Source organism: Arthrobacter psychrolactophilus, from assembly GCF_003219795.1.
GTDB lineage: Bacteria > Actinomycetota > Actinomycetes > Actinomycetales > Micrococcaceae > Specibacter > Specibacter psychrolactophilus.
The window spans coordinates 52,805-75,188 of record NZ_QJVC01000017.1 but is presented as its reverse complement, the minus strand read 5'-3'; the positions used below and the strand labels follow the sequence as shown (position 1 = coordinate 75,188).

19 protein-coding genes are annotated in these 22,384 nt (G+C 60.2%); 10 read left to right on the top strand and 9 right to left on the bottom strand.

The window, feature by feature from the left end; translation table 11 throughout:
* Positions 1-170: 170 nt before the first annotated feature.
* On the bottom strand, positions 171-1,445 hold the full coding sequence (locus CVS30_RS14030) for an amidohydrolase (RefSeq protein WP_245934610.1): 1,275 nt from the start codon (positions 1,443-1,445) through the stop codon (positions 171-173).
* A 141-nt stretch (positions 1,446-1,586) separates the two neighbouring features.
* On the opposite strand from CVS30_RS14030, the gene CVS30_RS14025 reads away from it, so the two are divergent.
* Entirely contained in the window at positions 1,587-1,979 is a 393-nt protein-coding gene (locus CVS30_RS14025) for a DUF2510 domain-containing protein (RefSeq protein ID WP_110485959.1), read from the top strand.
* Here the strand turns inward: CVS30_RS14025 and CVS30_RS14020 are convergent.
* Positions 1,976-2,590: an NAD(P)-dependent oxidoreductase gene (locus CVS30_RS14020; RefSeq protein ID WP_181419810.1), complete on the bottom strand. Its 615-nt coding sequence runs from the start codon at positions 2,588-2,590 to the stop codon at positions 1,976-1,978. The genes CVS30_RS14025 and CVS30_RS14020 overlap by 4 nt on opposite strands.
* Positions 2,591-2,717: 127 nt before the next feature.
* Here CVS30_RS14020 and CVS30_RS14015 point away from each other — a divergent pair, with 127 nt between their 5' ends.
* Positions 2,718-3,626 carry an alpha/beta hydrolase fold domain-containing protein gene (locus CVS30_RS14015; RefSeq protein ID WP_110485955.1) on the top strand — a complete coding sequence of 303 codons (909 nt, stop codon included), beginning with the start codon at positions 2,718-2,720 and terminating at the stop codon, positions 3,624-3,626.
* Here the strand turns inward: CVS30_RS14015 and CVS30_RS14010 are convergent.
* A complete protein-coding gene (locus tag CVS30_RS14010; RefSeq protein WP_110485953.1) occupies positions 3,619-4,656 on the bottom strand; it encodes an LLM class flavin-dependent oxidoreductase in 1,038 nt (345 codons plus the stop codon). The two genes, CVS30_RS14015 and CVS30_RS14010, sit on opposite strands and share 8 nt — an antisense overlap.
* 151 nt (positions 4,657-4,807) lie before the next feature.
* On the opposite strand from CVS30_RS14010, the gene CVS30_RS14005 reads away from it, so the two are divergent.
* Entirely contained in the window at positions 4,808-5,695 is an 888-nt protein-coding gene (locus CVS30_RS14005; protein ID WP_110485951.1) for a DUF808 domain-containing protein, read from the top strand.
* Between the two features lie 76 nt (positions 5,696-5,771).
* Here the strand turns inward: CVS30_RS14005 and CVS30_RS14000 are convergent, their stop codons facing one another.
* Positions 5,772-7,883, bottom strand: a complete 2,112-nt coding sequence (locus tag CVS30_RS14000; protein WP_110485949.1) for an FAD-dependent oxidoreductase — start codon at positions 7,881-7,883, stop codon at positions 5,772-5,774.
* A gap of 77 nt (positions 7,884-7,960) precedes the next feature.
* Positions 7,961-8,353: a VOC family protein gene (locus tag CVS30_RS13995; protein ID WP_110485990.1), complete on the bottom strand. Its 393-nt coding sequence runs from the start codon at positions 8,351-8,353 to the stop codon at positions 7,961-7,963.
* 101 nt (positions 8,354-8,454) lie between these two features.
* Between CVS30_RS13995 and CVS30_RS13990 the strand changes: the two genes are divergently transcribed.
* Together CVS30_RS13990 and CVS30_RS13985 are read left to right on the top strand one after the other, a co-directional pair.
* The gene (locus tag CVS30_RS13990; protein ID WP_110485947.1) at positions 8,455-8,991 is read left to right on the top strand and encodes a DinB family protein; all 537 of its coding nucleotides are present in this window, start codon (positions 8,455-8,457) and stop codon (positions 8,989-8,991) included.
* 121 nt (positions 8,992-9,112) lie between these two features.
* Positions 9,113-10,927 carry an ABC transporter substrate-binding protein gene (locus CVS30_RS13985; RefSeq protein ID WP_110485945.1) on the top strand — a complete coding sequence of 605 codons (1,815 nt, stop codon included), beginning with the start codon at positions 9,113-9,115 and terminating at the stop codon, positions 10,925-10,927.
* A 17-nt stretch (positions 10,928-10,944) separates the two neighbouring features.
* On the opposite strand, the gene CVS30_RS13980 is transcribed toward CVS30_RS13985, so the two are convergent.
* Genes CVS30_RS13980 through CVS30_RS13965 form a run of 4 tightly spaced genes read right to left on the bottom strand, consistent with a single transcriptional unit; the run spans position 10,945 to position 14,361 of the window.
* Positions 10,945-11,586, bottom strand: a complete 642-nt coding sequence (locus tag CVS30_RS13980; protein ID WP_110485943.1) for a response regulator transcription factor — start codon at positions 11,584-11,586, stop codon at positions 10,945-10,947.
* On the bottom strand, positions 11,580-12,722 hold the full coding sequence (locus CVS30_RS13975; protein ID WP_110485941.1) for a sensor histidine kinase: 1,143 nt from the start codon (positions 12,720-12,722) through the stop codon (positions 11,580-11,582). Before CVS30_RS13975 ends, CVS30_RS13980 begins: the two co-directional genes overlap by 7 nt.
* A complete protein-coding gene (locus CVS30_RS13970) occupies positions 12,689-13,444 on the bottom strand; it encodes an ABC transporter permease (protein ID WP_110485939.1) in 756 nt (251 codons plus the stop codon). The genes CVS30_RS13975 and CVS30_RS13970 overlap by 34 nt, the downstream gene beginning before the upstream one ends.
* Positions 13,441-14,361, bottom strand: coding sequence for an ABC transporter ATP-binding protein (locus tag CVS30_RS13965; RefSeq protein ID WP_110485937.1), 921 nt, complete (start codon positions 14,359-14,361; stop codon positions 13,441-13,443). Before CVS30_RS13965 ends, CVS30_RS13970 begins: the two co-directional genes overlap by 4 nt.
* A gap of 359 nt (positions 14,362-14,720) precedes the next feature.
* On the opposite strand from CVS30_RS13965, the gene typA reads away from it, so the two are divergent.
* From typA to CVS30_RS13940, 5 genes are all read left to right on the top strand, one after another.
* A complete protein-coding gene (gene typA / locus CVS30_RS13960) occupies positions 14,721-16,637 on the top strand; it encodes a translational GTPase TypA (protein ID WP_110485936.1) in 1,917 nt (638 codons plus the stop codon).
* Between the two features lie 249 nt (positions 16,638-16,886).
* Complete coding sequence (locus CVS30_RS13955; RefSeq protein WP_110485935.1) at positions 16,887-18,530, top strand: peptide ABC transporter substrate-binding protein; 1,644 nt, start codon at positions 16,887-16,889, stop codon at positions 18,528-18,530.
* 203 nt (positions 18,531-18,733) lie between these two features.
* Entirely contained in the window at positions 18,734-19,660 is a 927-nt protein-coding gene (locus CVS30_RS13950) for an ABC transporter permease (protein WP_110485934.1), read from the top strand.
* On the top strand, positions 19,653-20,675 hold the full coding sequence (locus CVS30_RS13945; RefSeq protein ID WP_110485933.1) for an ABC transporter permease: 1,023 nt from the start codon (positions 19,653-19,655) through the stop codon (positions 20,673-20,675). Before CVS30_RS13950 ends, CVS30_RS13945 begins: the two co-directional genes overlap by 8 nt.
* Positions 20,676-20,680: 5 nt before the next feature.
* Positions 20,681-22,381 carry an ABC transporter ATP-binding protein gene (locus CVS30_RS13940; protein WP_110485988.1) on the top strand — a complete coding sequence of 567 codons (1,701 nt, stop codon included), beginning with the start codon at positions 20,681-20,683 and terminating at the stop codon, positions 22,379-22,381.
* Positions 22,382-22,384 lie beyond the last annotated feature (3 nt).

The window sequence follows — 22,384 nt, the reverse complement described above, 5'->3', positions numbered from 1 at the left end:
GATGTGGGAGAGTAGGACACCGCCGGACAACACGTAACAAGGTCGAGGCCCCACACCACCAGGTGCGGGGCCTCCCTTCATTTAACACCCAAAAACCAACAAGACAGCCTCCGGACGAAGAAAACCTTCGCCCAGAGGCCGTATCTGTTTAAGGAGCGCAGCCTTCCAGACTAGGAAGCTGAATCCAGCCACGTTCTGGCCGCGGTGTGCAGGGCATTGACGCCGAGCTGCAGTGTGGGATTAATAACTGGGGCGTAGAACGGCGGAAGGTTCGAGGGAAGGCCAACGACCACACGAGCCATGTCTGCTTCGTCCATTGCGCCCTCGAAGGAGGCAGGGTCTGCGCCACCGAGAATCCAGAACGCACAGGGTGCGCCGGCAGTCTCTGCCAGGATCCCCACGTCTTCACTGCCCGTGATGAGCCCCGGATCGAGGAGTACCACCTCTGGAAGTTCCTCTGTGAAGGCTACGCGCAGACTCTCGATGGCTGCTGCATCGTTAACAACGGCAGGAAAACTGTACATCATCTCAATCTCGGGTTCCCGGGGAGCGCCAGACGTGGCCGCCTCGCCTCGCACGATCCGTTCGATGGCAGCCAAAACGCGGGCACGTACCTCAGCTTCAAATGAACGGATACTCAGTGCCAACTCGGCACGGTCCGAGATGATGTTTTCCTTATCTCCTGCATGGAAGGACCCGACCGTTACGACGGCCGATTCTGTCGCGGAAATTTCGCGGGACACCACGGTCTGCAGCCTTGTGACGATAGCAGATGCAAGGACAATCGGATCGACAGTCGTCTCTGGCTTCGATCCGTGCCCGCCCTTGCCGTGAATGGTGATCTTGAGAGAATCTGCGGCCGCGAAACACGGCCCCTCCCTCATCCCGATGACACCGGCGGGGAGGGGCGCTACATGCTGGCCGAGTACCACGCGGGGGACACCAAAACGCTCGAAGAGACCGTCGGCAATCATGGCCCGTGCACCAGCGCCCACCTCTTCTGCGGGCTGGAAGACTAAGACCAGACGACCTCGCCAGCTGTCATCGGCGGCTAGAGCTGCGGCAGCGCCCAGGAGAGCCGTGGTGTGCATATCGTGGCCGCAGCCGTGCATGACATCTACCTGCTTGCCATTGAGCTCACCGGTTGTTGTGCTGGCGTAGTCGAGTCCGGTGGCCTCGGTGATGGGCAGCCCATCCATGTCTGCTCGCAGCATGACGATGGGGGATTCTCCGCGGTCAAGTACACCGACAACTCCGGTGCGGCCTACTCCCTCGGTGACGTTGTATCCGTTCGCGCGGAGACGTTGCGCGACGATTCCGGCTGTACGGTGCTCGGCAAAGCTCAGTTCTGGGTGAATATGAAAGTCTTTGTAGACGTCCTCGAGATCCGGTTCGATGAGACTATGCAAGGCCTGCTCCTTCGTCAACATTTGCGGCTTGCTCATACCCTACCTGCCGAATATTGCGGGATTCTGTAGCAATGTGGAGCTTTTTGGGCCAGAAGGTGCTGTTGTGCTGAATTTCGTAGGTTAACCGAGAATGTTGTGCCATTGTTCGAAGTCAGTCCCACCGATGGAAGGCATAACATGGCAACTGATACGCAAGCAGGTTGGTACGACGATGGCTCAGGCAATTCGCGTTGGTGGGACGGAGCGAAATGGACCGAGCAAGTTCAAGCTCCAAAGCCTCCAGTAGGTGGACTGAGCGGGTTGGTGGGCCGGATTGAGGCAGAAGCCGTCGCCGGGAGCCAGCCACGGCCGGCTCCCGCTGGTATGAGCTATGTGGTTCTACAAGTGATCTTGAAGGAAAAGCTCTGGGGAACCGGCTCCGGGAATCTCACCGAACTCGAACATGTCATCAACAAGCAAGCCGCGCTCGGATATCGGCTCCACACCATCACGACGGCAGCATCGGGTAGTAAAGGATTTGGTGGAGGCGACCGAATTCAAGCCACAATGGTGTTCGAAAGTATGAGTTAACGGCTACTGACGCCTAAAGCCTTGCCGATCGTGGTGTCATCCTCAAGAGATTCCAGCATGCACGCGGCCAGGTCGCCACGGGGAATTGTCCCTCCCAGCTTCGTTGCATCGCCTACCTCCACGGCATGCCACTTGCCCGTGGGTGTCTTGTTTGTGAGCCCGGTGGGACGCAGCACGGTCCAATCCAGTTTCGAGTTCATGACGGCGGATTCTTGCTCATTGTGATCTGCCAAAGGCTTCGCCAGCACCAACATGGTGATGAAGCGTAGGACCGTGGGCAGCTGCGAGGCAGAGTTACCGGCACCCAGCGAAGATTGCACCACGAGCCGGCTGACACCCGCCGATTCCATGGCCGCGACGACGGCCCGCGTCACGGCCGCACGCTGGTGATGGACGCCCTTCGCCGCACCTACGGTAATAACGACGGCGTCTGCCCCCGTGACTGCCTCGGCTGCCACGACGGGATCGCTCGCATCGCCAGCCAAGGAACGAACACCATTCTCGCCTCTGCCACTGCGCGAGAGCACTGTGACGTCGTGCCCTGCCGAGTGGGCCAAGGTCGCCAGTTGTGCTCCGGTTCCTTGCGAGCCGCCAATAATGGTGATTTTCACTGCATCCTCTTTCATCAGGTACGCGCCGGTGAGGGCTCAAAGAAGCTTACACGGATTGGACAGGCTCCTTCAGCGATCAGGGCTGTATTCTAAGCGAACCGTGGAGTCGACCATCCGAGAGGACCCCATGCCTGTTCCCGTTCCCCAATCGTTGATTCCGCTGTTCCTGAAAGCGACTCGAGCCAATCGAGCCTTCGTGAGCGAGGCAGGTGCGCAGCAACGTATTGCCGAGCGTTTCTTGCGACCGGAACCCTACGGTCCGCCATCGCGGCTGGAGGGTGTCAGCGTCACGCGGCGGGTCCCCACGCCGCTGGGCTGGCCCGTCTACGACGTGGCAGCGGAGAACACCGCCCGAAACCAGGGTTCTGTGGTCATCTACGTCCATGGCGGGGCCTGGGTCAACGAGATCAGAGTCCAGCACTGGCAGCTGACGGCTCGGGTGGCGCGCGAGACCAGACAGCGCGTGGTGGTCCCCATCTATCCGCTCGTGCCGTTTAGCACCGCGCGTGAGGTACACGATGGCGTCGTTGCGCTGATTCAAGTAGAGCTCGACGCTGGCCATCACGTGCGCTTGGCCGGAGACTCAGCGGGTGGTCAGATCGCGCTCTCGGCAGCGCTGGCGCTGCGGGAACAAGGCATTGTCCTTCCGGGCATGACGCTGCTCTCGCCCGCCTTGGATCTGAGTTGGAGCAACCCGGGAATCGACGTCATCGCACCCAGTGACCCGTGGCTGGCGCGGCCAGGTGGACGAGTCCTCGCGGAGGCCTGGCGTGGTGAGGACTCGTTGGAAGATCCCGTGGTGAGCCCGCTGTTCGGCGAGCTCTCCGGGCTGGGACCGCTGACTATTCTCACGGGCACGCGCGATATCTTGAACCCGGATGCCCAGCTCCTACGTGCCAAGGCGCAGGCCGCTGGAGTCTCTGTCGCGTGGCACGAGGGCGCCGGACAGATTCATGTCTATGCCTTGCTGCCCACCAAGGCCGGGGAACAAGGCTTGCAAACCATCGTGAAGAGCCTGCAGCCAGTGACTAGTTAGCCGGGCTCCAGCCCAGCGCCGGGCCGAGTTTGGTGGCAATATCGCTCAGAATTTGAACGTAGTCCTCGTGGTCAAAGCTGAACGGCAAGGCAAACGCCACCTCGTCGACCTCCTGGAATCCCGCGTGTGCGTACAGCTGCTCGGCGATTTCATCGCTCGTGCCAATGAGATCCTGGGCAAAGAGCATGCGACGCGACCCTTGCGGCGTCAGCGTTCGTGGGGTGCGCTCGTCGACATAGCGCTGGTACTTTTCGCGCTGCGCCGCTGACGCCGAATCGGTGGGGATCACCACGAGACCCTGGGACACGCGTGCGGTGCCCCGTGCTCCGGACGTTGCGGCAGCCTCACGGAAAGCCCGAATCTGGGCCTGCTGAATAGCGGCAAAGGACGGTTCCTGACCTTCTTCGGGGAAAATCACGCTGCTTGTGAGCAGATTGAAGCCATGCGCGCCGGCCCAGATGGCCGATTTCTGGCTCGCCGCCCCATACCAAAGCCGCTCGCGCAGCCCGGCCGCGTGTGGTTCGACACGGTTGGAGAACTCTTCAACAACGCCCTGCTTGCCGGAGAACTCCCGGACAGGATCACCGGCAATCAGACGGGCCAAGCGCTCAACACGGGCGTAACTAAAGTCTTCCTGGTCTGCGGAATCGGGGTAGAGCTCGTGCTTGACGGTGTCGAAATGCATGGGTTCGCCCACGCTCACACCCGGGTTGATGCGTCCCCCGGAGAGCAGATCCACGGTGGCCAGATCCTCGGCCAGACGCACGGGGTTTTCCCACCCCATGGGAGTCACGGCCGTGCCCAGACTGATCCGGGAGGTGCGCTGGCTCGCGGCAGCCATCACGGCGATGGGGGAGGAGATGCCAAATTGCAGATGTCGGTGCCGGAGCCAGGCGCTGTTGAATCCTAGCTGCTCGCCCAACTCGATGACCTGCAGGGTCGATTCATGGCCCGCCGCCGGATTGGCCGGATCAAAAAGGCCAATCGTAAGGAATCCGAGTTTGCGAAGGGGCTGAGAGGGGAGAGGCATGGGCTACTTTCTGGCAAAGGCGGCAACTGTTCCTCATCCTAGGTGCGGGTGCAGACGTGAGGAACTTAAAGCGTCGGAACATTACTTGCTGCCACAGCGCATAGGATGTTTCTGCCGAGTTTTTTTGTGCCACAATCCCAAGGAGTGCACCATGTCCGTTGGCTTGCTTGCCATCGTTGATGACATCTTGACCGCTGCCTTAAAGGCGTCTGCCAAATCGGCTGGCGTGGTGATTGACGACGCCGCCGTCACGCCGCAGTACGTGGCGGGCCTGACGCCCGCCCGCGAACTACCTGTCGTGGCCAGGATCGCGCGCGGCTCGCTCATCAACAAATTCGCCATCATTATTCCGTTGGCGCTGCTCCTGACGGCGTTTGCGCCATGGGTGCTGCCGTACCTGCTCATTGTTGGCGGCGTGTACCTGTGCTTCGAGGGTGCCGAAAAGGTGACCGAGTGGTTTGGCCATGTGCACGCTCACAAGGATGAGGGCGGCCGAGATGAGAAGGCCCTCGTGGCCGGTGCCGTGCGCACGGACCTGATTCTCTCCACCGAGATCATGCTCATCTCACTGTCCAACCTTGACCCGGAGATGGGTTTCTGGATGCGACTGGGCGCCCTTGCCGTGATTGCCCTGGTCATGACGGCGCTGGTTTATGGCGCAGTTGCGCTACTGGTCAAGCTCGACGATGTCGGTATCAAAATGGAGTCCAGCGGCAACACCGGAACACGCAAATTCGGTGCGGGCATTGTGCGCTCCATGCCCACGGTTTTCCGCATCATCAGCATCATCGGCACCGTTGCGATGCTCTGGGTTGGTGGGCACCTGGCCATCCTCAACATTGGCGAGGTCGGCTGGCACTGGCCCCTCGATCTGCTGCACAGCGTGGAGCATGCCATCGAACCGCTCGGGGCTGTGCTGACCTGGTTCGGCGGCACCCTGATGTCGGCCGTGGCCGGGCTCCTGATCGGCCTGATCGTCGTCGGAATCATGTTGCTGGTCCAGAAGCTGCGCCCCGCCATCAATAGCGCAAGCCACTAAAGAGCAAAGCCCGACGGCGGCACCCATCTTGGATGTCGCCGTCGGGCTTTGTGGGTTAAAACTTCAAGCTGACGAGTTACAACTCGGTGACCACGTTCCAGGAGGAGTGAATGGCACCGTGAATGTAATTCACGGCACCGGCGTCACCAATCACGTCATGGCTGATGCCAGCGTCCTTGAGCTTTTCCGCGAGGGGAGCAGCCGCCGTGGTGCCGTCAGCGTAGACCACCATGGCAGCGGGGGCGGAGAAGCTCTCCTCACCCTCGCTCCACTCGACCGTCTTGGCTGTGATGCGGTTGATCTTGACGTTGCGGTGAATCTTTACACCGTGGTCCAGCGAGTCCTTCACGGCCGTCCAACGACGGGGCATGGCCAAGGGCAGTCCCAGCTGCTGCTTCTCGTGCAGGAGCGTGACGTTGCGTCCGCGCTCGGCAAGGAACTCAGCAAGCTCCAGACCAACGAGCGAGCCGCCAATGACCACCACGTTCTTGCCCATGGGCAGCCAATACTTCGTGAACTGACGGACGAACTCCGGGCTCTTGGTCAGCCCGGAGAGGCGCCCCATTTTGCCGAGGTTACTCAGGACAAAGCCAGCCTCCTGCGCGGTGGCCGTACCGAGCATCATGGCGCGAAGCGTATCGCCGGTCTGCACGTTCGGCAGATCGCCGCCGGGGAAGTCCGGCTTGGGGCGGACGGCGCCGGTGGCCACAATGACATGGTCGGCATTCAGGGCCCGGATCGTCTCGACGGTGGCCGGCGTATTCAACTTGACCGAGATACGCAGACGCTTGATCTCTGCCTTGAACCAGCGCAGCAGGCGCTCGTTGTCAGGGGTGGTCATGGTGGAGAACCACATGGTGCCGCCCAGACGGTCGGACTTGTCGAGCACGGTGACGCGGTGGCCACGTTCGGTCAGGACTCGGGCGCTCTCCAAACCGGCGGGACCGGCACCGACCACCACAATGTGCTTGGAGGCAGAGGCCGGCTTCAGGGGGAGCAGTGCCTCGTTACCCAGAGCCGGGTTGACGGCGCAGAACGGGGTGTCATCGAAGAAGTTCTCGGCAACGCACAGGTAGCAGTTGATGCAGGGACGCACCTGATCGGCCTTGCCCTCGCGGAGCTTGTTCGGCAACTCCGGGTCCGCGAGCAGCTGGCGGCCCATGGCAGCGAAGTCGATCATGCCTTCGGCGATGGCCTTCTCAGAGATGTCCGGGAGCATGCGTCCCACGGCAATCACCGGGATGCCCACGTGCTTCTTGATCTCTGCGGCGTTCTCCAGGTAGGCGCCGACCTTGCTCGGCAGTGGGCCGTCGGTGAAGTTATCGAACGGGTTACGTCCCCATCCGGTCACATGGATGGCGTCGGCGCCGGCCTGCTCGAACAGCTGGGAGGCTTCGATGGCCTCCTCGAGGCTGAGCCCGCCTTCCTGGCCGTACTCCTCGCCGGAGACGCGCACCAGAATCGCCAGTTTGTCGCCGACCCGCTCCTTGACGGCAGCGATGACCTCGCAGGCCAGTCGTGCCCGGTTGGCCAGCGGGCCGCCGTATTCGTCGGTGCGCTTGTTGTCTCGCTGATTCAGGAACACTCCGAGGATGTAGCCATGCGCTACGTGGATCTCGATGGCGTCACAGTCAGCCTTGGCAATGCGCTCGGCGGCGTCCGCCCAGTCGGAGATGAGCCCGGAAATGTCATCGGTAGTCATCTCCTTGAATGTTGCCTGCTTCCCGGCGGTCGCTGCACCCATGCGACGCAGCTCATCCGGGGTGCTGTCGGCCAACGCTGACATGTTGTAGCTGTAGTCGGGCTTGTTGGGTGCAAGCACGGGCCTGTCGTTGGCGGTGTCCACACGGGCAACCTTGCCGTGGTGTGTGGACTGGATGCACAGTTTGGATCCGGTTGCGTGGATTGCGTCCGCGAGAGCCTTCAGTCCTGGGATGAACCTGTCCTCTGAGAGGCCTGGCTCCTTCATGGAGGCTGCGCCAAACGGGAAGGCGATGGCGCACGCACCCGTGATGATCAGGCCCGCCCCGCCGGCGGCGCGCGCCACGTAGTGATCAATCTCGGTCTGCTCGATCTCGCCGTGCTCCGAGACGTTCATGTCCATGGCCGGCAGAACAATGCGGTTGGGTGTTTCCATCCCGCCAATACGTCCGGCGGCCATCAGGTGTGAATATGTCTTTACTTTCATACATCAATAATACTTGCCTCAGGACAGTAAATTGATGTTAAGGCGGGGATTCGTGCCTAGGATCTCAGTCTTGGCTACTACACGGCACGCTGTTCAGCGTCCGTCAGGGCCCGCAAAATACAGAATTCGTTGCCTTCCGGATCTGCCATGACGACCCATGTGACCCCACTGCCTTGGCCGATATCAACCCGGGTAGCACCGAGAGATTCTAGCCGTGCCACCTCTACATCTTGATCTGCTGGGCGCAAATCAAGATGTAGACGGTTTTTGATGGCCTTGGACTCCGGGACGCGCAGAAACAAGATGTCCGGAAGGACCCCAAATTCCGGACTTCCGGGAGCGGGTTGCACCGCAATTTCATCATCGTCGCCGTCTTCAGCAATCCTCCAGCCCAATGCCTCCGCCCAGAACTGCGCGGTTTCAAACGGGGACGTGGAATCAATGGAGATGTTCTCGATACGAAATGTCATGCCGCCATTCTGCCGCCACAAGAAGGCCTTGACTAGAGCTCGCGCGAGAAACAGCCGCACAATAGCGGTGGGCGAGGCCGCCCCTATGGAAGGGTTAGGCTATGGATCCCCTCATAAAACGCACACCCGAGCTGCTCGATACTCGCACCGATCCACCCTTCATGGCGGGAGATCGGGAGTCACTGGAGGCCTGGCTGGAACTATATCGCTGCACGCTGCCGCTCAAGGTGGGTGGGCTCACGGCGGAACAGCTGTGCAGGGAAGCGGTTCCGCCGTCGACCTTGACGGTGGTGGGGATTGTGCGCCACCTCAGCGACGTGGAACGGTACTGGTTTTCAAATGTCGTGGCCGGCAGCTCACAGGAGGCCCGCTACAAGGCTACGGATCCCGACGCCGACTTCCACGGTTATAGCGAGGCCACCGCGCTCGCCGACGTGGCGGCCTACGACGAGGAACTGATGCAGGTACGGGTCTTGGCGGCGGCCGTCACCGACCTCGATGCCCCGCTGCCCGGACTCCGGCGTGGCCAGCAGTTGAATCTGCGGTGGGTGTACACGCACATGATCGAGGAATACGCTCGTCATCTGGGGCATGTGGATCTGCTGCGAGAATCTCTGGATGGCACCGCCGGCTACTGAAGCCTTGGTACAGGCAACGCCCAAGCTGCTGCGGTACTCTAGCAAGCAGTCTTGTTCCCGGGACGGGCGAATGCCCCAGCGTCCCGGATGATCCTATTGAAGCGAAGAACCTGGAGGTGAAATGCGGCTCGGAGGCATTTCTAAAGTAGTGGCCGCGGCCGCAGCATTGGCCCTGTCCCTGGCGGCGTGCACGTCGACGCCACCGGCCCCGGTCGAAACCACTCCAACACCCACAGCGTTCGACGGCGGAAACCTCACGGTGCTCGAGGGCACGCCCTTCACCTCCTTTAATCCCACGAGCGTGACCGGCACCAGCGTGACGAACGCACGCATTGCCTCGGCCACCCATTCCGGGTTTAACTCCGTGGATCAGTCCCTGAACATCGTCAAGAATGAGAGCTTCGGTAAATACGAGAAGGTCAAGGATGATCCCCTGACCATCAAATACACCATCAATAGCGGTGTGCAGTGGTCTGACGGGGCGCCCGTGACGGCCGATGATCTGCTGCTGGAATGGGCGGCAGCATCCGGGTACTTCAACGACGCGACCCTCGATGCGAACTTTGCCGTCAAAACCGGAACAGCGTATTTCCATACTGCAGGCGATCACTCGGGCCTGGCGCACACCAAGCTCCCTGTTGTCAGCGATGACAGGACCTCGCTGACCCTGACGTACACCACCGCGTTCTCAGATTGGGAGACCGCGCTGGGCTCGACCGTGAGCGTTCCGGCCCATATCGTGGCCGTGCGTGCCGGACTCAAGGACGCTAAAGCGCTAACAGAACTTTTAGGCAGCGTAGATAAGGGAGATCCGGCCAAGCCCGTTGCAGTCAACCCGACCCTGCGCAAGGTCGCGGACTTCTGGAACACGGGCTTCGACAGTACGGGCATGCCAGATCCCACCCTGGCCCTCTCCAATGGTCCGTACCTGGTCAAGGACATCGCAGCGGATAAGGAACTCGTACTGACCCGCAACCTTGATTACACGTGGGGTCAAAAACCCACGCTCGACACCGTCACGGTGCACTATGAAAGTGATCCTGAGCAGCAAATCGCCGCGTTGGCCGCCACGACCGCCGACATCATCTCGCCCACCGTGACGGCAGATCATCTGAGCAAACTTTCTGCCCTGGAAACGGATGGCGTGGCCCTCCAGCAGGGACAGGGGCTGGGCTTTGATCAGTTGGTTTTGAACTTCAAGGGAGTGCTAGCCAACCCGGAGCTGCGCACGGCCTTCTTGCACACTGTGCCGCGCGATGACATTGTGCAGCAAGTGGCCAAGCCGCTGGATCCCAACGCCACCGTCCTGAACTCCTTCGTGTTCCGTCCCTCCCAGGTCCCGTATAAGGAATCCACGCAGAGCAACCGCATCGCCAGCTACACGGCGCCTGTTGTGGACAGCACCGCATCCCCGGCCCCGAACAAGGCCAAGGAACTGCTCGATGGCGCCAAGCCCACGGTCCGTATTTTGTACAACCGGAGTGATCCTGACCGGGTTCTAGAGTATTCCTTGGTCGCCGCGGCCGCGGCGGAGGCCGGGTTTGTTGTCACGGATGCCGGTAAGGACGCCGACAGCTGGCTCTCCGCGCTCAAAGATGGCGCCTTTGACGTGGCCCTCTATGGCTGGACCAGCAACCCCACGGGGTCCGTTCAGGTGCCGCAGATCTTCCGCACCGGCGGGATCTCTAATCTCAATAACTTCTCCAACACCGTCGTAGATCAGCTGACCGAACAATTGGCCACCGAGCCGGACACCGCCAAGCAAAATGCGCTCAAGATGCAGATCGATCAGCTCGTCGTGGAGGCAGGCTACGGGCTGCCATTGTTCCAACGCACTGTGCTCAGTGCCAGCGGATCGCACGCGACTGGGGTGGAGTATTCGCCGCTGGCCATTGGCCCCTGGCAAAGTATCGCCAGCTGGGCCTTCGTCAAGTAGACCGTCTTGCCTCGGCGCTAGATCCAACCTTGGTCATGGGCCATCCGTGCGGCCTCGATTCGGTTAGCCGCTCCGGTCTTGCCGATCGCGCTGGAAAGATGGTTCCGTACCGTGCCAACGCTGAGAAAAACCGCCACCGCAATCTGCGCCACGGGAGCCCCCGACTGGGCAAGGGAGAGGATCTCCCGCTCCCGTTCCGTCAAGGGATTTGGTCCATGCTGTAGCGACTGTGTCGAAAACGAGGGATCCACGGTGTGTGTCTCGGAATGCACTCGTCGTACGGCCGCAGCCAACTCCGAGGAAGGGGTGTCCTTGACGAGGAAGGCGCTGGCACCAGCGTCGTAGGCCGCTCGCAGATATCCGGGGCGATCGAAGGTCGTCACCATCAGCACCTTGCAGTCGGGGACGTTCTCTCGCAGCATGGCTGCGGCCACCAATCCATCGACCCGCGGCATTTGAATATCGAGCAAGGCTACCTGCACGCGATGCTCTCGAGCGAGGTCAACAATATTGCTGCCATCACTGGCCTGCGCCACGACCTCGATATCTGCTTCCAGATTCAGCAAGGCCGCGAGGGCTCCACGCACGAGCGCCTGGTCATCGGCGAGGAGCACCCGGATGGTTTTCTTCGGTGGGGGAGTTTGTTCGGGGCTCACCATGAGAGGGCCACTCGTGTTCCGCCATGGACCGATTCGGTGATCACAATCCGTGCCGCGGTGAGGCGGGCACGTTCGCGCATGCCGCGGATGCCGTGCCCCTCGTGGCTCCCGGTGAGGGAATCGCCGTCGTCCTCGATGCTCATGCTCCGCTCTTCGATGCTGATCCAACACGTAGTGGCGTGGGCATGCCGCAGCACATTGGTGACGGCCTCGCGCAGAATCCAGGAAAGTGCAGCAGAACGGGGCGGGTCGACGATCGCCGCGTCGCCGCGCACTACCGCGGTCACGCCGGCGTCATCGAGAACGGCACGTGCCGAGAGGAGTTCCTGGGCCAAGGTGGTGCGGCGCAACCCGCCGACCGTGGCTCGGATGGAATCCATGGCCTCGATGGTCAGGGCGTTGATGTGTTGAAGTTCGGCTCGGGCGGCTGCGAGGTCCGTATCCAGTAGCCGTTCGGCCAATTGTGCCTTGAGCCCCACGGCGGTGAGCGAGTGCCCCAACGCGTCATGAACATCCCTGGCCATGCGCTCCTGCTCCATGAGCATGAGGTTTTCCACCCGGAGCTTTGCCTCGGCGGAACCGTGCCTAATCAGCATGGTATTCAGGGGATTGATGATGGCGAGCACCAGCAGCATGCCGAGCAGGAAAATAGAGCTCTCCAGTTGCCCGCTGGCTAGTGCCACGTACACCGACAGCACCAGCGTGAGCGCGGTGATCCACCACATGGCCCGCCGAGACAGAAGATAGGCGGCATAGCTGATGATGAACGGCCCGTAGGAGACGGTGTTGGCACCCAAGAGAGGAATCCCGGCAAGGGCCACACCCAACAGCAGAAGGAAAGGAAGCCATGCCCCGGGATTCCCGGCATAGTGTGCGCCGAGCCTGTCCCGAAATCTGTAAAAGGCGAGGAGATAGATGACAGCGAAGCAGCCAATCAGCCCGTACCCCAGGAGGGAAAGGCCCAAGGCTAGGCTCGAGTTCGCAATCGATAGCGCAGGAAAGATCAGGAAGATTACCCAGAAGGCGGCCAGCAGATAGCCATAGTCATCCCAAAAGGTATCCGGCTCCCGGCCCCGTCCCGCCTGCGTCGCCGTCGTTGTGGTCACCGACGAGCCCGCGAGCGGCGCAGTGCCCATAAAGCCAGTGTTGCGAACAGAAGTGCCCAGATGACCAGATTAGCCACCAACAGCCAGATGGAATCCACGGGACCACCGGACGCGGCGCCTTGTCCTTCCAATAAGGGCCAGCGCACCAAACCCGTATATCCATACATGGGGGTGAACCGGGCGATGTCCAGCATAGTCCCGCTCAAGGGCAGGAAGACATTTCCGAAGAAGGCAAAGAAGACCATGCCGCCGCTGGCAACACCCAGCGCCGATTCGGACTTAAAACTCATCCCCACGCCCATGCCGTAGAGAGCGAAGATGGCCGCGCCAAAGACCGCGATGAGGTAGCTCCCGAGCCAGATCCGCCAGCTGTCGGCCACGGCGCCGGTGGCCGCACCCATGGTAAACACCGCTGCGGCCGACACGGCGCCCACGATCAAGGCGACACATACTTTTGCGCCAATAAAGCCGCTGGGCTTCATGGGTGTCAGCGCGATTTGCCGTCCCCAGCCCAGAATAGATTCGGTCGCGGCGCTGCCGGCAATCGCCGTCGTGGCAACCGCGGCTCCGTAAGCTGCCATGGACGCCATGATGTAAAACTTCACGTTGCCGTTGCCAGCACTTTCGCCTCCGCCGCCAAACATATTGCCAAACAAGAGGTACATGACAGCGGGCATGACAATCGTGAACATCAAATTTCCCACGTCGCGGCATTGCCGAAACAATTCGATGCGTACATACGTCAGGTTCATGCCTTGGCTCCCGTCAATTCCATGAACGCCGCATCGAGAGTTGGTGCGGTGATCTCCAGATCGCTGGCGGCAAGTTCACCGAGCAGCAGACGAGCCGCCGCATCAGAATTGGGCCCGGTCACGGTGATGCGTTGTCCCGCGAGTCTCACGGAACTAACCTGCTCGAGTGCTTCAAGAGCGGCCACGGCCAATGCCGTGATCGCGCCGGTGGGCAGCGTCGCGCTGACCACCCGGGCCCCGGTCAGATCACGCAGCTTCGTCGTGGGGCCGTCGGCAAGGACTCGTCCGGCGCCGATGAGCACGGTCCGTTCGGCAAAGTCCTGAGCCTCTTCGAGATAGTGCGTGGCAAATAAAACAGTGCGTCCCTCGAGCGCGTCCTGGCGCATGGTCTCCCAAAACGCGTGCCGGGCCGAGACATCCATGCCCGCCGTAGGCTCATCGAGGATCAGCAGCCGTGGATCAGGAAGCAGGGCGAGGGCGAATTTGAGTCGCTGTTGCTCACCTCCGGAGCACTTGGAGACCTTTCGTTTTGCCAGCGCGGTGATATCTGTCCGCTCCATGACGGAGTCGATGCGATCCTTGGCGTCGTGGAGAGCCGCAATTGCTGTGACTGTTTCCTGGACTGTAAGGTCGCGTAACAACCCGCCGGTTTGCAATACCGCAGAGATGTCGCCGTCGGCAACCGCGGTGCGAGGGCTCTTGCCAAAGACTCGTACGGTGCCCGAACTCGGCGCCGTCAAGCCCAGCATCATGTCAATCGTGGTAGTTTTTCCTGCCCCGTTGGGTCCAAGAAAGGCAACAATCTCTCCCGTGCCCACGCTCAGATTGATGCCTGCCACGGCTTCAAGGGGGCCATTGGCTGTATGAAAGGTCTTGCGGACCGCATCGAGTGTCAGCGCAGGGCTTTGAATGTTCATGTCTCTAGTCTGCTCGACGCCTGAGCATGGAAGAAGTGCCAAATGTCATGGTTGTGGCAGCTACTGGACTGTAGGGGCTGGTGGCGCGCCTCATCCTAGGTGACGTTCGTCACGAAAGGTGACTGTCGTCGTCGTGCTGTTGCGGCGGAAAACCGCCGGAGTGCGCCTGCTAGGTAACGGTCGGTGTGGTGCAGCTGGCAAAAAAATCGTCGATCATGGGATAAAGTGACTAGGCCGTATTTGTCAGTACGACTAGAATGGTGTTATCTGCCGATTCTTCACGGCCAAACATCAATGTGACTTACTGCTTTAGCCCTTCCGGGCCTGCAGCCGGGCCCAACTGAAACGAGTCTTCACGAATGAGCGATCTTTCCCTCAATACCGCTTCGCGCAACGATCTGCGCAACGTCGCCATTGTGGCGCACGTTGACCATGGTAAGACCACCTTGGTCGATGCCATGTTGCAGCAGACCCACGCATTCGCCGCTCACGGCGATGTTACCGAGCGCGTTATGGACTCCGGTGACTTGGAGCGCGAAAAGGGCATTACGATTTTGGCCAAGAACACGACCGTTGCTTACAACGGTCCTTCTGCCAACGGCATCCCCATGACCATCAACGTTATCGACACCCCGGGTCACGCTGACTTCGGTGGCGAGGTCGAGCGCGGTCTGTCCATGGTTGACGGTGTTGTTCTGCTCGTTGATGCTTCTGAAGGCCCGCTGCCGCAGACCCGCTTCGTGCTGCGTAAGGCACTGGCTGCAAAGCTCCCCGTAATCTTGTTGGTCAACAAGACCGACCGTCCCGATGCTCGCATCGACGAGGTTGTTGCCGAGTCCATGGACCTGCTCCTGGGCCTCGCCTCGGACATGGCCGACGAAGTTCCGGACCTGGACCTCGACGCCGTTTTGAACGTTCCGGTTGTTTACGCATCCGGCCGTTTGGGTCGTGCCTCCATCGTGCAGCCCGACAACGGAGCAGCCCCGGACAGCGAAGACCTCGAGCCGCTGTTCAAGGTCATCATGGACCACATCCCGGCCCCGAAGTACAACCCCGAAGGTGTTCTGCAGGCGCACGTCACCAACCTGGATGCTTCCCCGTTCTTGGGCCGTTTGGCTCTGCTGCGTATCTTCAACGGAACCCTCCACAAGGGCCAGACCGTTGCCTGGTGCCGCCAGGATGGCACGGTTAAGTCTGTCAAGATCACCGAACTTCTCGCCACCAAGGCACTGACCCGTGTTCCGGCCGAGTCTGCTGGCCCCGGTGAAATCGTTGCTGTTGCCGGTATCGAAGACATCACCATTGGTGAAACCCTGACCGACATTGACAACCCGCAGCCGTTGCCGCTGATCACGGTTGACCCGCCGGCTATCTCCATGACCATCGGTATCAACACCTCCCCGATCGCCGGCCGCGTCAAGGGCCACAAGGTCACCGCCCGCCAGGTCAAGGATCGCCTCGACAAGGAACTCGTTGGTAACGTTTCCTTGAACGTTCTCCCGACCGAGCGTCCCGACGCTTGGGAAGTACAGGGCCGTGGCGAATTGGCTCTGTCCATCCTCGTTGAGCAGATGCGTCGCGAAGGTTTCGAGCTCACCGTAGGTAAGCCGCAGGTTGTGACCAAGATGGTTGACGGCAAGGTTCACGAGCCGATGGAACACATGACCATCGACGTACCCGAAGAATACTTGGGTGGCGTAACTCAGCTCATGGCAGCTCGTAAGGGCCGCATGACTAACATGGCCAACCACGGTACCGGCTGGTGCCGCATGGAATTCATCGTTCCGGCCCGTGGCTTGATTGGTTTCCGTACCCGCTTCATGACCGACACCCGTGGTGCCGGTATTGCAGCCTCGCTGGCCGAAGGCTACGAGCCGTGGGCCGGCCCGATCGAATACCGCACCAACGGTTCCATCGTGGCTGACCGCTCCGGCGTTGTCACCCCGTTCGCGATGATCAAGCTTCAGGAGCGCATGAACTTCTTCGTGCAGCCCACCTCTGAGGTGTACGAGGGCATGATCGTTGGCGAGAACTCACGCGCCGATGACATGGACGTGAACATCACGAAGGAAAAGCAGCTCACCAACATGCGTGCCGCTTCCTCGGACACCTTCGAGAACATGACGCCGCCGCGCGTTCTGACCTTGGAAGAGTCCCTCGAATTCGCTCGCGAAGACGAGTGCGTTGAAGTTACCCCGGAGTCTGTTCGTATCCGCAAGGTAATCCTGGACGCTAGCGAGCGCGCCAAGGCTTACCGCTCACGCGCCAAGAACTAATTTCTTGATCTGAGTAAAAAACCCGCCTCGGCATCTGCCGGGGCGGGTTTTTGTCATTTAAGCCGAGTCGGAAACTGTGGCTTAGGTCTCATATCGGTAAAGATATTCCCACAATGCGGTCTCGTTTACTTGCAGGTAACATATTACGGCTAGGCTTCTTGAGTATGAGTTGAAACACTGTCCGTCCAACAAGGAACCGGTATATATCAGGGTTTTTACTCGCGTCCATATCATAAACAAGGAGGCGGAATGCGTTTCTCACGCACTTCCAAGGCATTGGGCCTGGCAGCAGTAGTTGCTTTGTCCCTGTCAGCATGCGGTGGCGGCACGGGTAGCGATACCGGTAGCGGCAACGCAGGCGGCGACACCACCAAGGTCATTACGGCTAATAACACCGAACCGCAGAACGGTCTATTGCCTGCTAACACCAACGAAGTTGGCGGCGGCAAGGTCATGGACCTGTTGTTCTCGGGTCTGGTTAGCTACGACGCCAAGGGCGCCACGGTCAACGAACTCGCTGACTCCATCGAGACCACTGACTCGGTGAACTACACGATCAAGATCAAGTCCGGCGAGACGTTCAGCGATGGCACTCCGGTCACGGCCAAGTCCTTCGTTGATGCTTGGAACTTCGGTGCGGCTGCAAAGAACGCACAGCTCAACAGCTACTTCTTCGAGTCCATCAAGGGCTACGACAAGGTTTCCGCTGAAGGCTCCACTGAGACCGCAATGGAAGGCCTGAAGGTTGTTGACGACAGCACCTTCACCGTCGAGCTTGCTCAGCCTGAGTCCGACTTCCCGCTGCGCCTCGGCTACACGGCCTTCTACCCCTTGCCGGAATCCGCTTACGCCGATCCCGCAAAGTTCGGTCAGAACCCGGTCGGTAACGGCCCGTACAAGCTGGCTGCCGATGGTTGGAAGCACGACGTTTCCATCGAACTGATCCCGAACGATAAGTACAAGGGCCCGCAGAAGGCACAGAACGGTGGCATCACGTTCACCATCTTCGCCAACACGGATGCTGCTTACACCGAAGTTCAGTCTGACAACCTCGACGTCCTTGATCAGGTTCCGCCGAGCAACTTGCAGAACTTCCAGACGGACTTCGAAGGCCGTTTCGTCAACCAGGCTTACGCCGGTAACGCAACGCTGACGATCCCCAGCTACCTCCCCGAATTCCAGGGTGAAGAAGGCCTGCTCCGTCGCGCCGCTATCTCCATGTCGATCGATCGCCAGCAGATCATTGACAAGATCTTCTACGGCAACAAGAAGATCGCTACCGAATTCACCTCTCCCGTTCTGGACGGCTACGAAGCCGCCCTCCCCGGTTCCGAGGTCCTGAAGTTCGATGCCACCAAGGCTAAGGAACTGTGGGCAAAGGCTGATGCTATCAAGGCATGGCCGGCCGACAAGGTCTTCACCGTTACCTCCAACATCGATGGTGCCGGTAACAAGGAATACATCACGGCCATGACGAACCAGATTGCAACTAACCTGGGCATCAAGGCTGAGCTGAACCCGATCGCGACGTTCAAGGAATCTCGCAACCTGATCAACTCCAAGAAGCTCACCGGTGGATCACGCGCCGGCTGGCAGGCCGACTACCCGTCGCTCTACAACTTCCTTGGCCCGCTGTTCGGTACGGGTGCCGGTTCTAACGATGGCGACTACTCCAGCGCTGCCTTCGACGCTAAGTTGAAGGAAGGCCTGGCAGCAACCAGCGTTGAAGAAGGTAACAAGAAGTTCAACGAAGCACAGGAAATCCTGCTCAAGGACCTGCCGGTTCTGCCGCTGTGGTACCAGGCTGCACAGGGTGTCTGGAGCAACAACGTCAACACCGTACAGTTTGACTGGAAGGGCGTACCCATGTACTACGCCATCACTGCTAAGTAAGTAGCCCTACTTACTGCCGTGGAATAATAGGGGGAATCCGGCCTACGCGCCGGGTTCCCCTTTTCGCGGTTTACGCGCAGCTTTTGCTATATTCCGTACGGACACCTGCGGCGGATCCCGTCAACTGCCCGTACCGACAACTATTGAACAGGTAATTTCATGAACGCTTTGCGATCGGAATCCCGGCGAAAGGGGACACCGCAATGGTGATGTTCGCTTTTCGCCGCTTCCTGCAGCTGATTCCCGTATTTTTCGGGGCCACGCTGCTGGTTTATTTTTTGGTCTTCGCCACCCCTGGAGACCCCATTGCCGCCCTATCCGGTGGCAAGCCGATGGCTCCCGCCGTCGAAGCAGCATTGAGGGCCCAATACAATTTGGACCAGCCTTTCTGGATTCAGTACGGGCTCTACCTGAAGAACCTCGTCACTTTGAACTTGGGGCAGACCTTCTCGGGTCAGGAAGTCTCGGCAGTTATTGCCAGGGCATACCCCGTGACGGCTCGCCTGGCCATTATGGCCCTGGCTATTGAAGCCATCTTCGGTGTGCTCTTCGGTGTTATCGCCGGTCTGCGCAAGGGCAAGCTGTTCGACAGCACTGTCCTCGTTGCCTCCTTGGTAGTTATCGCTGTCCCGACCTTCGTCTTGGGCTTCGTTTTGCAGCTCGTTGTTGGTGTCAAGCTGGGCTGGGCACGTCCCACCGTCAGCGGAGCAGCACCGTGGAATGAACTCATACTTCCCGCAGTGGTGCTCGGTTTGGTCTCCTTGGCGTACGTCATTCGACTGACCCGCACCTCCATCAGCGAGAACATGAACGCCGACTATGTACGTACGGCAACGGCAAAGGGCTTGAGCCGCCGCCGCGTCGTCGTGGTGCACATCCTGCGCAACTCATTGATTCCGGTCATCACCTTCCTCGGCGCCGACCTTGGCGCCTTGATGGGTGGAGCCATTGTCACGGAGGGAATTTTCAACGTTCCCGGTGTCGGTAACCTGTTGTACAAGGCCATCTTGAAGGGCGAAAGCGCCACCGTCGTCGCTGTCGTGAGCATCTTGGTCATTGTCTTCGTGGTTGCCAACCTCATTGTGGACTTGTTGTACGCGTGGCTCGACCCAAGGATTCGTTATGTCTGAGAACCTCACACCCGAAAATGACCTGAGTAAGTCGGCGAAACCCGCCGCACGTCAGGGAAAAGTCTCCTCACGCGTCATCGAGCACTTCGTGGCGCCGCTGGAGGAAACCCCGCTTGTAGCCGTCGATAAGGTCGATATGACTGCGGCACCTTTGAGCCTTTGGGCCGATGCCTGGAAGAACCTGCGCAAGCAGCCGTTGTTCATCATTTCGGCGCTATTGATCTTGGCCGTGCTTGTCGTGGCCATCTTCCCCCAGTGGTTTACCCATATCGACCCGACGGACCAGTCCACCTGTTCTCTGAATGACTCAGGCGAGGGTGCCCGTTCGGGTCACCCCTTGGGCTTCACCCTGCAGGGCTGTGACGTGTACGCACGCATGATCTACGGAACACGCGCCTCCCTCATGGTGGGTGTCTTCACCACCATCGGTGTCCTGCTCCTGGGCGGCATCATGGGTGCTCTTGCTGGCTACTACGGTGGCTGGCTCGATGCGATCTTGGCTCGTTTGGGCGATATCTTCTTCGCACTGCCCATGATCCTCGGCGCCATCATCATCATGCAGTTACCGGCATTCCGCGACAACCGCAGTGTCTGGACCGTTATCGTGACCCTCGTGGTCTTTGGCTGGCCACAGATTGCGCGCATCACCCGTGGTGCCGTCATTGAAAACCGCAACGCAGACTTCGTCACGGCCTCCAAGGCGTTGGGGCTGTCCTCGTTCAAGGCCTTGGTCAAGCACGTCATCCCCAACTCCATGGCACCTGTCATCGTTGTTGCCAGCATCTCGCTGGGTACCTTCATCGTGGCCGAGGCAACCCTGTCCTTCCTGGGCTTGGGTCTGCCGCAGTCGGTCATGTCGTGGGGAAATGACATCTCCGATGCGCAGCCTCAGGTACGTAACAACCCGGCCGTTCTGCTCTGGCCCGCTCTTGCGCTCTCCATCACCGTCTTGAGCTTCATCATGCTCGGCGATGCCCTGCGCGATGCGCTGGATCCCAAAGCAAGGAAGCGGTGACGGATATGAACGTCAATGAAAGAAACACCCCCATGAACGACGCCGAGACTCCGCTATTGGAAATCCGCGATCTGGCCATCACCTTCGACACCTCCAATGGGCCGGTCAACGCTGTGCGTAACGCACACCTGACCATCATGCCCGGCGAGACGGTGGCCATCGTGGGTGAATCCGGTTCCGGTAAATCCACCACGGCCTTGTCCGCGATTGGCCTGCTACCCTCCAACGGGCGGGTCAGCGGCGGTCAGATCCTTTTCGACGGCGAGGACATCACCCACGCCAGCGAGAAGCGCATCATTGAGCTGCGCGGCAACTCGATCGGCATGGTTCCCCAGGACCCCATGTCGAACCTGAACCCGGTCTGGAAGATTGGTTTCCAGGTCAAGGAGACGCTCAAGGCCAATGGTCTTGCCGGTGCCAACTCCAAGGACCGCGTCGCCGAGGTGCTGGCCGAAGCTGGCCTGCCCGATGCTGCGGCCCGTGCCAAGCAGTACCCGCACGAGTTCTCCGGTGGTATGCGCCAGCGTGCCTTGATCGCAATTGGTCTGGCGTGCCGTCCGCGTTTGCTGATCGCCGATGAGCCCACCTCGGCACTGGATGTTACCGTCCAGCGCCAGATCCTCGATCACCTCGACACCATGACAACCGAGCTCGGCACGGCTGTGCTGCTCATTACGCACGATCTGGGCCTTGCCGCCGAGCGTGCCGAAAAGGTTGTTGTGATGTACAAGGGGCAGGTGGTTGAATCGGGTCCCGCTTTGGAGATCCTGCGCAACCCGCAGCACCCGTACACGCAGCGTCTGGTGAACTCGGCCCCGTCCTTGTCTTCTCGGCGCTTGCAGTCCGAGAAGTCCAAGACAGCCGAAACACAGCTCACCAAGCCCGCAGTTGTGGCCGCTCCCGTCGCCACCGCCGATGATCACATTGTTCAGGTTTCAAACCTGACCAAGGTCTTCAAGATCCGCGGCGCCCTGGGTAAGAGCACCGATTTCAAGGCCGTTGATGACGTCTCCTTCGACGTCAAGCGCGGCACCACCATGGCGATTGTGGGCGAATCCGGTTCGGGTAAGTCCACCGTGGCACAGATGGCGTTGAGCTTGTTGACCCCCACCGAGGGCAATATTAAGTTCGACGGCGTGGACGTCACCAGCCTGCGTGGCAAGGCACTGTTCGACTTCCGTCGCCGTGTTCAGCCCATCTTCCAGGACCCGTACGGTTCCTTGGACCCGATGTTGAACATCTACCGCACGATCGAAGAGCCGTTGAAGATCCACAAGATCGGTGACAGCAAGTCGCGCGAGAAGAAGGTCCGGGAATTGTTGGATCAGGTGTCCATGCCTGCCGCCACGATGCACCGTTACCCGAACGAGCTCTCCGGTGGCCAGCGCCAGCGTATCGCCATCGCGCGTGCCTTGGCCCTGAACCCGGATCTAATCATCTGTGATGAGGCTGTTTCGGCTTTGGACGTTCTGGTGCAGGCACAGGTTCTGAACCTGTTGGCCGAGCTCCAGGAAGACCTGGGCCTGACCTACCTGTTCATCACCCATGACCTGGCCGTAGTCCGCCAGATCGCGGACAACGTCACGGTCATGCAGAAGGGTCGTGTGGTGGAGTCGGGAACGACCGATGAAATCTTCGCGAATCCCTCGCAGAGCTACACACAGGATCTGCTCAACGCCATCCCCGGAGCAACCCTCCTGGCCTAAGAC

Excerpts from the sequence above, each read along its gene's own strand:
- CVS30_RS14030 (WP_245934610.1), bottom strand. The coding sequence starts at position 1,445 with ATGAGCAAGCCGCAAATGTTGACGAAGGAGCAGGCCTTGCATAGTCTC.
- CVS30_RS14025 (WP_110485959.1), top strand. The coding sequence starts at position 1,587 with ATGGCAACTGATACGCAAGCAGGTTGGTACGACGATGGCTCAGGCAAT.
- CVS30_RS14015 (WP_110485955.1), top strand. The coding sequence starts at position 2,718 with ATGCCTGTTCCCGTTCCCCAATCGTTGATTCCGCTGTTCCTGAAAGCG.
- CVS30_RS14010 (WP_110485953.1), bottom strand. The coding sequence starts at position 4,656 with ATGCCTCTCCCCTCTCAGCCCCTTCGCAAACTCGGATTCCTTACGATT.
- CVS30_RS14005 (WP_110485951.1), top strand. The coding sequence starts at position 4,808 with ATGTCCGTTGGCTTGCTTGCCATCGTTGATGACATCTTGACCGCTGCC.
- CVS30_RS14000 (WP_110485949.1), bottom strand. The coding sequence starts at position 7,883 with ATGAAAGTAAAGACATATTCACACCTGATGGCCGCCGGACGTATTGGC.
- CVS30_RS13995 (WP_110485990.1), bottom strand. The coding sequence starts at position 8,353 with ATGACATTTCGTATCGAGAACATCTCCATTGATTCCACGTCCCCGTTT.
- CVS30_RS13990 (WP_110485947.1), top strand. The coding sequence starts at position 8,455 with ATGGATCCCCTCATAAAACGCACACCCGAGCTGCTCGATACTCGCACC.
- CVS30_RS13985 (WP_110485945.1), top strand. The coding sequence starts at position 9,113 with ATGCGGCTCGGAGGCATTTCTAAAGTAGTGGCCGCGGCCGCAGCATTG.
- CVS30_RS13980 (WP_110485943.1), bottom strand. The coding sequence starts at position 11,586 with ATGGTGAGCCCCGAACAAACTCCCCCACCGAAGAAAACCATCCGGGTG.
- CVS30_RS13975 (WP_110485941.1), bottom strand. The coding sequence starts at position 12,722 with ATGGGCACTGCGCCGCTCGCGGGCTCGTCGGTGACCACAACGACGGCG.
- CVS30_RS13970 (WP_110485939.1), bottom strand. The coding sequence starts at position 13,444 with ATGAACCTGACGTATGTACGCATCGAATTGTTTCGGCAATGCCGCGAC.
- CVS30_RS13965 (WP_110485937.1), bottom strand. The coding sequence starts at position 14,361 with ATGAACATTCAAAGCCCTGCGCTGACACTCGATGCGGTCCGCAAGACC.
- typA (WP_110485936.1), top strand. The coding sequence starts at position 14,721 with ATGAGCGATCTTTCCCTCAATACCGCTTCGCGCAACGATCTGCGCAAC.
- CVS30_RS13955 (WP_110485935.1), top strand. The coding sequence starts at position 16,887 with ATGCGTTTCTCACGCACTTCCAAGGCATTGGGCCTGGCAGCAGTAGTT.
- CVS30_RS13950 (WP_110485934.1), top strand. The coding sequence starts at position 18,734 with ATGGTGATGTTCGCTTTTCGCCGCTTCCTGCAGCTGATTCCCGTATTT.
- CVS30_RS13945 (WP_110485933.1), top strand. The coding sequence starts at position 19,653 with ATGTCTGAGAACCTCACACCCGAAAATGACCTGAGTAAGTCGGCGAAA.
- CVS30_RS13940 (WP_110485988.1), top strand. The coding sequence starts at position 20,681 with ATGAACGTCAATGAAAGAAACACCCCCATGAACGACGCCGAGACTCCG.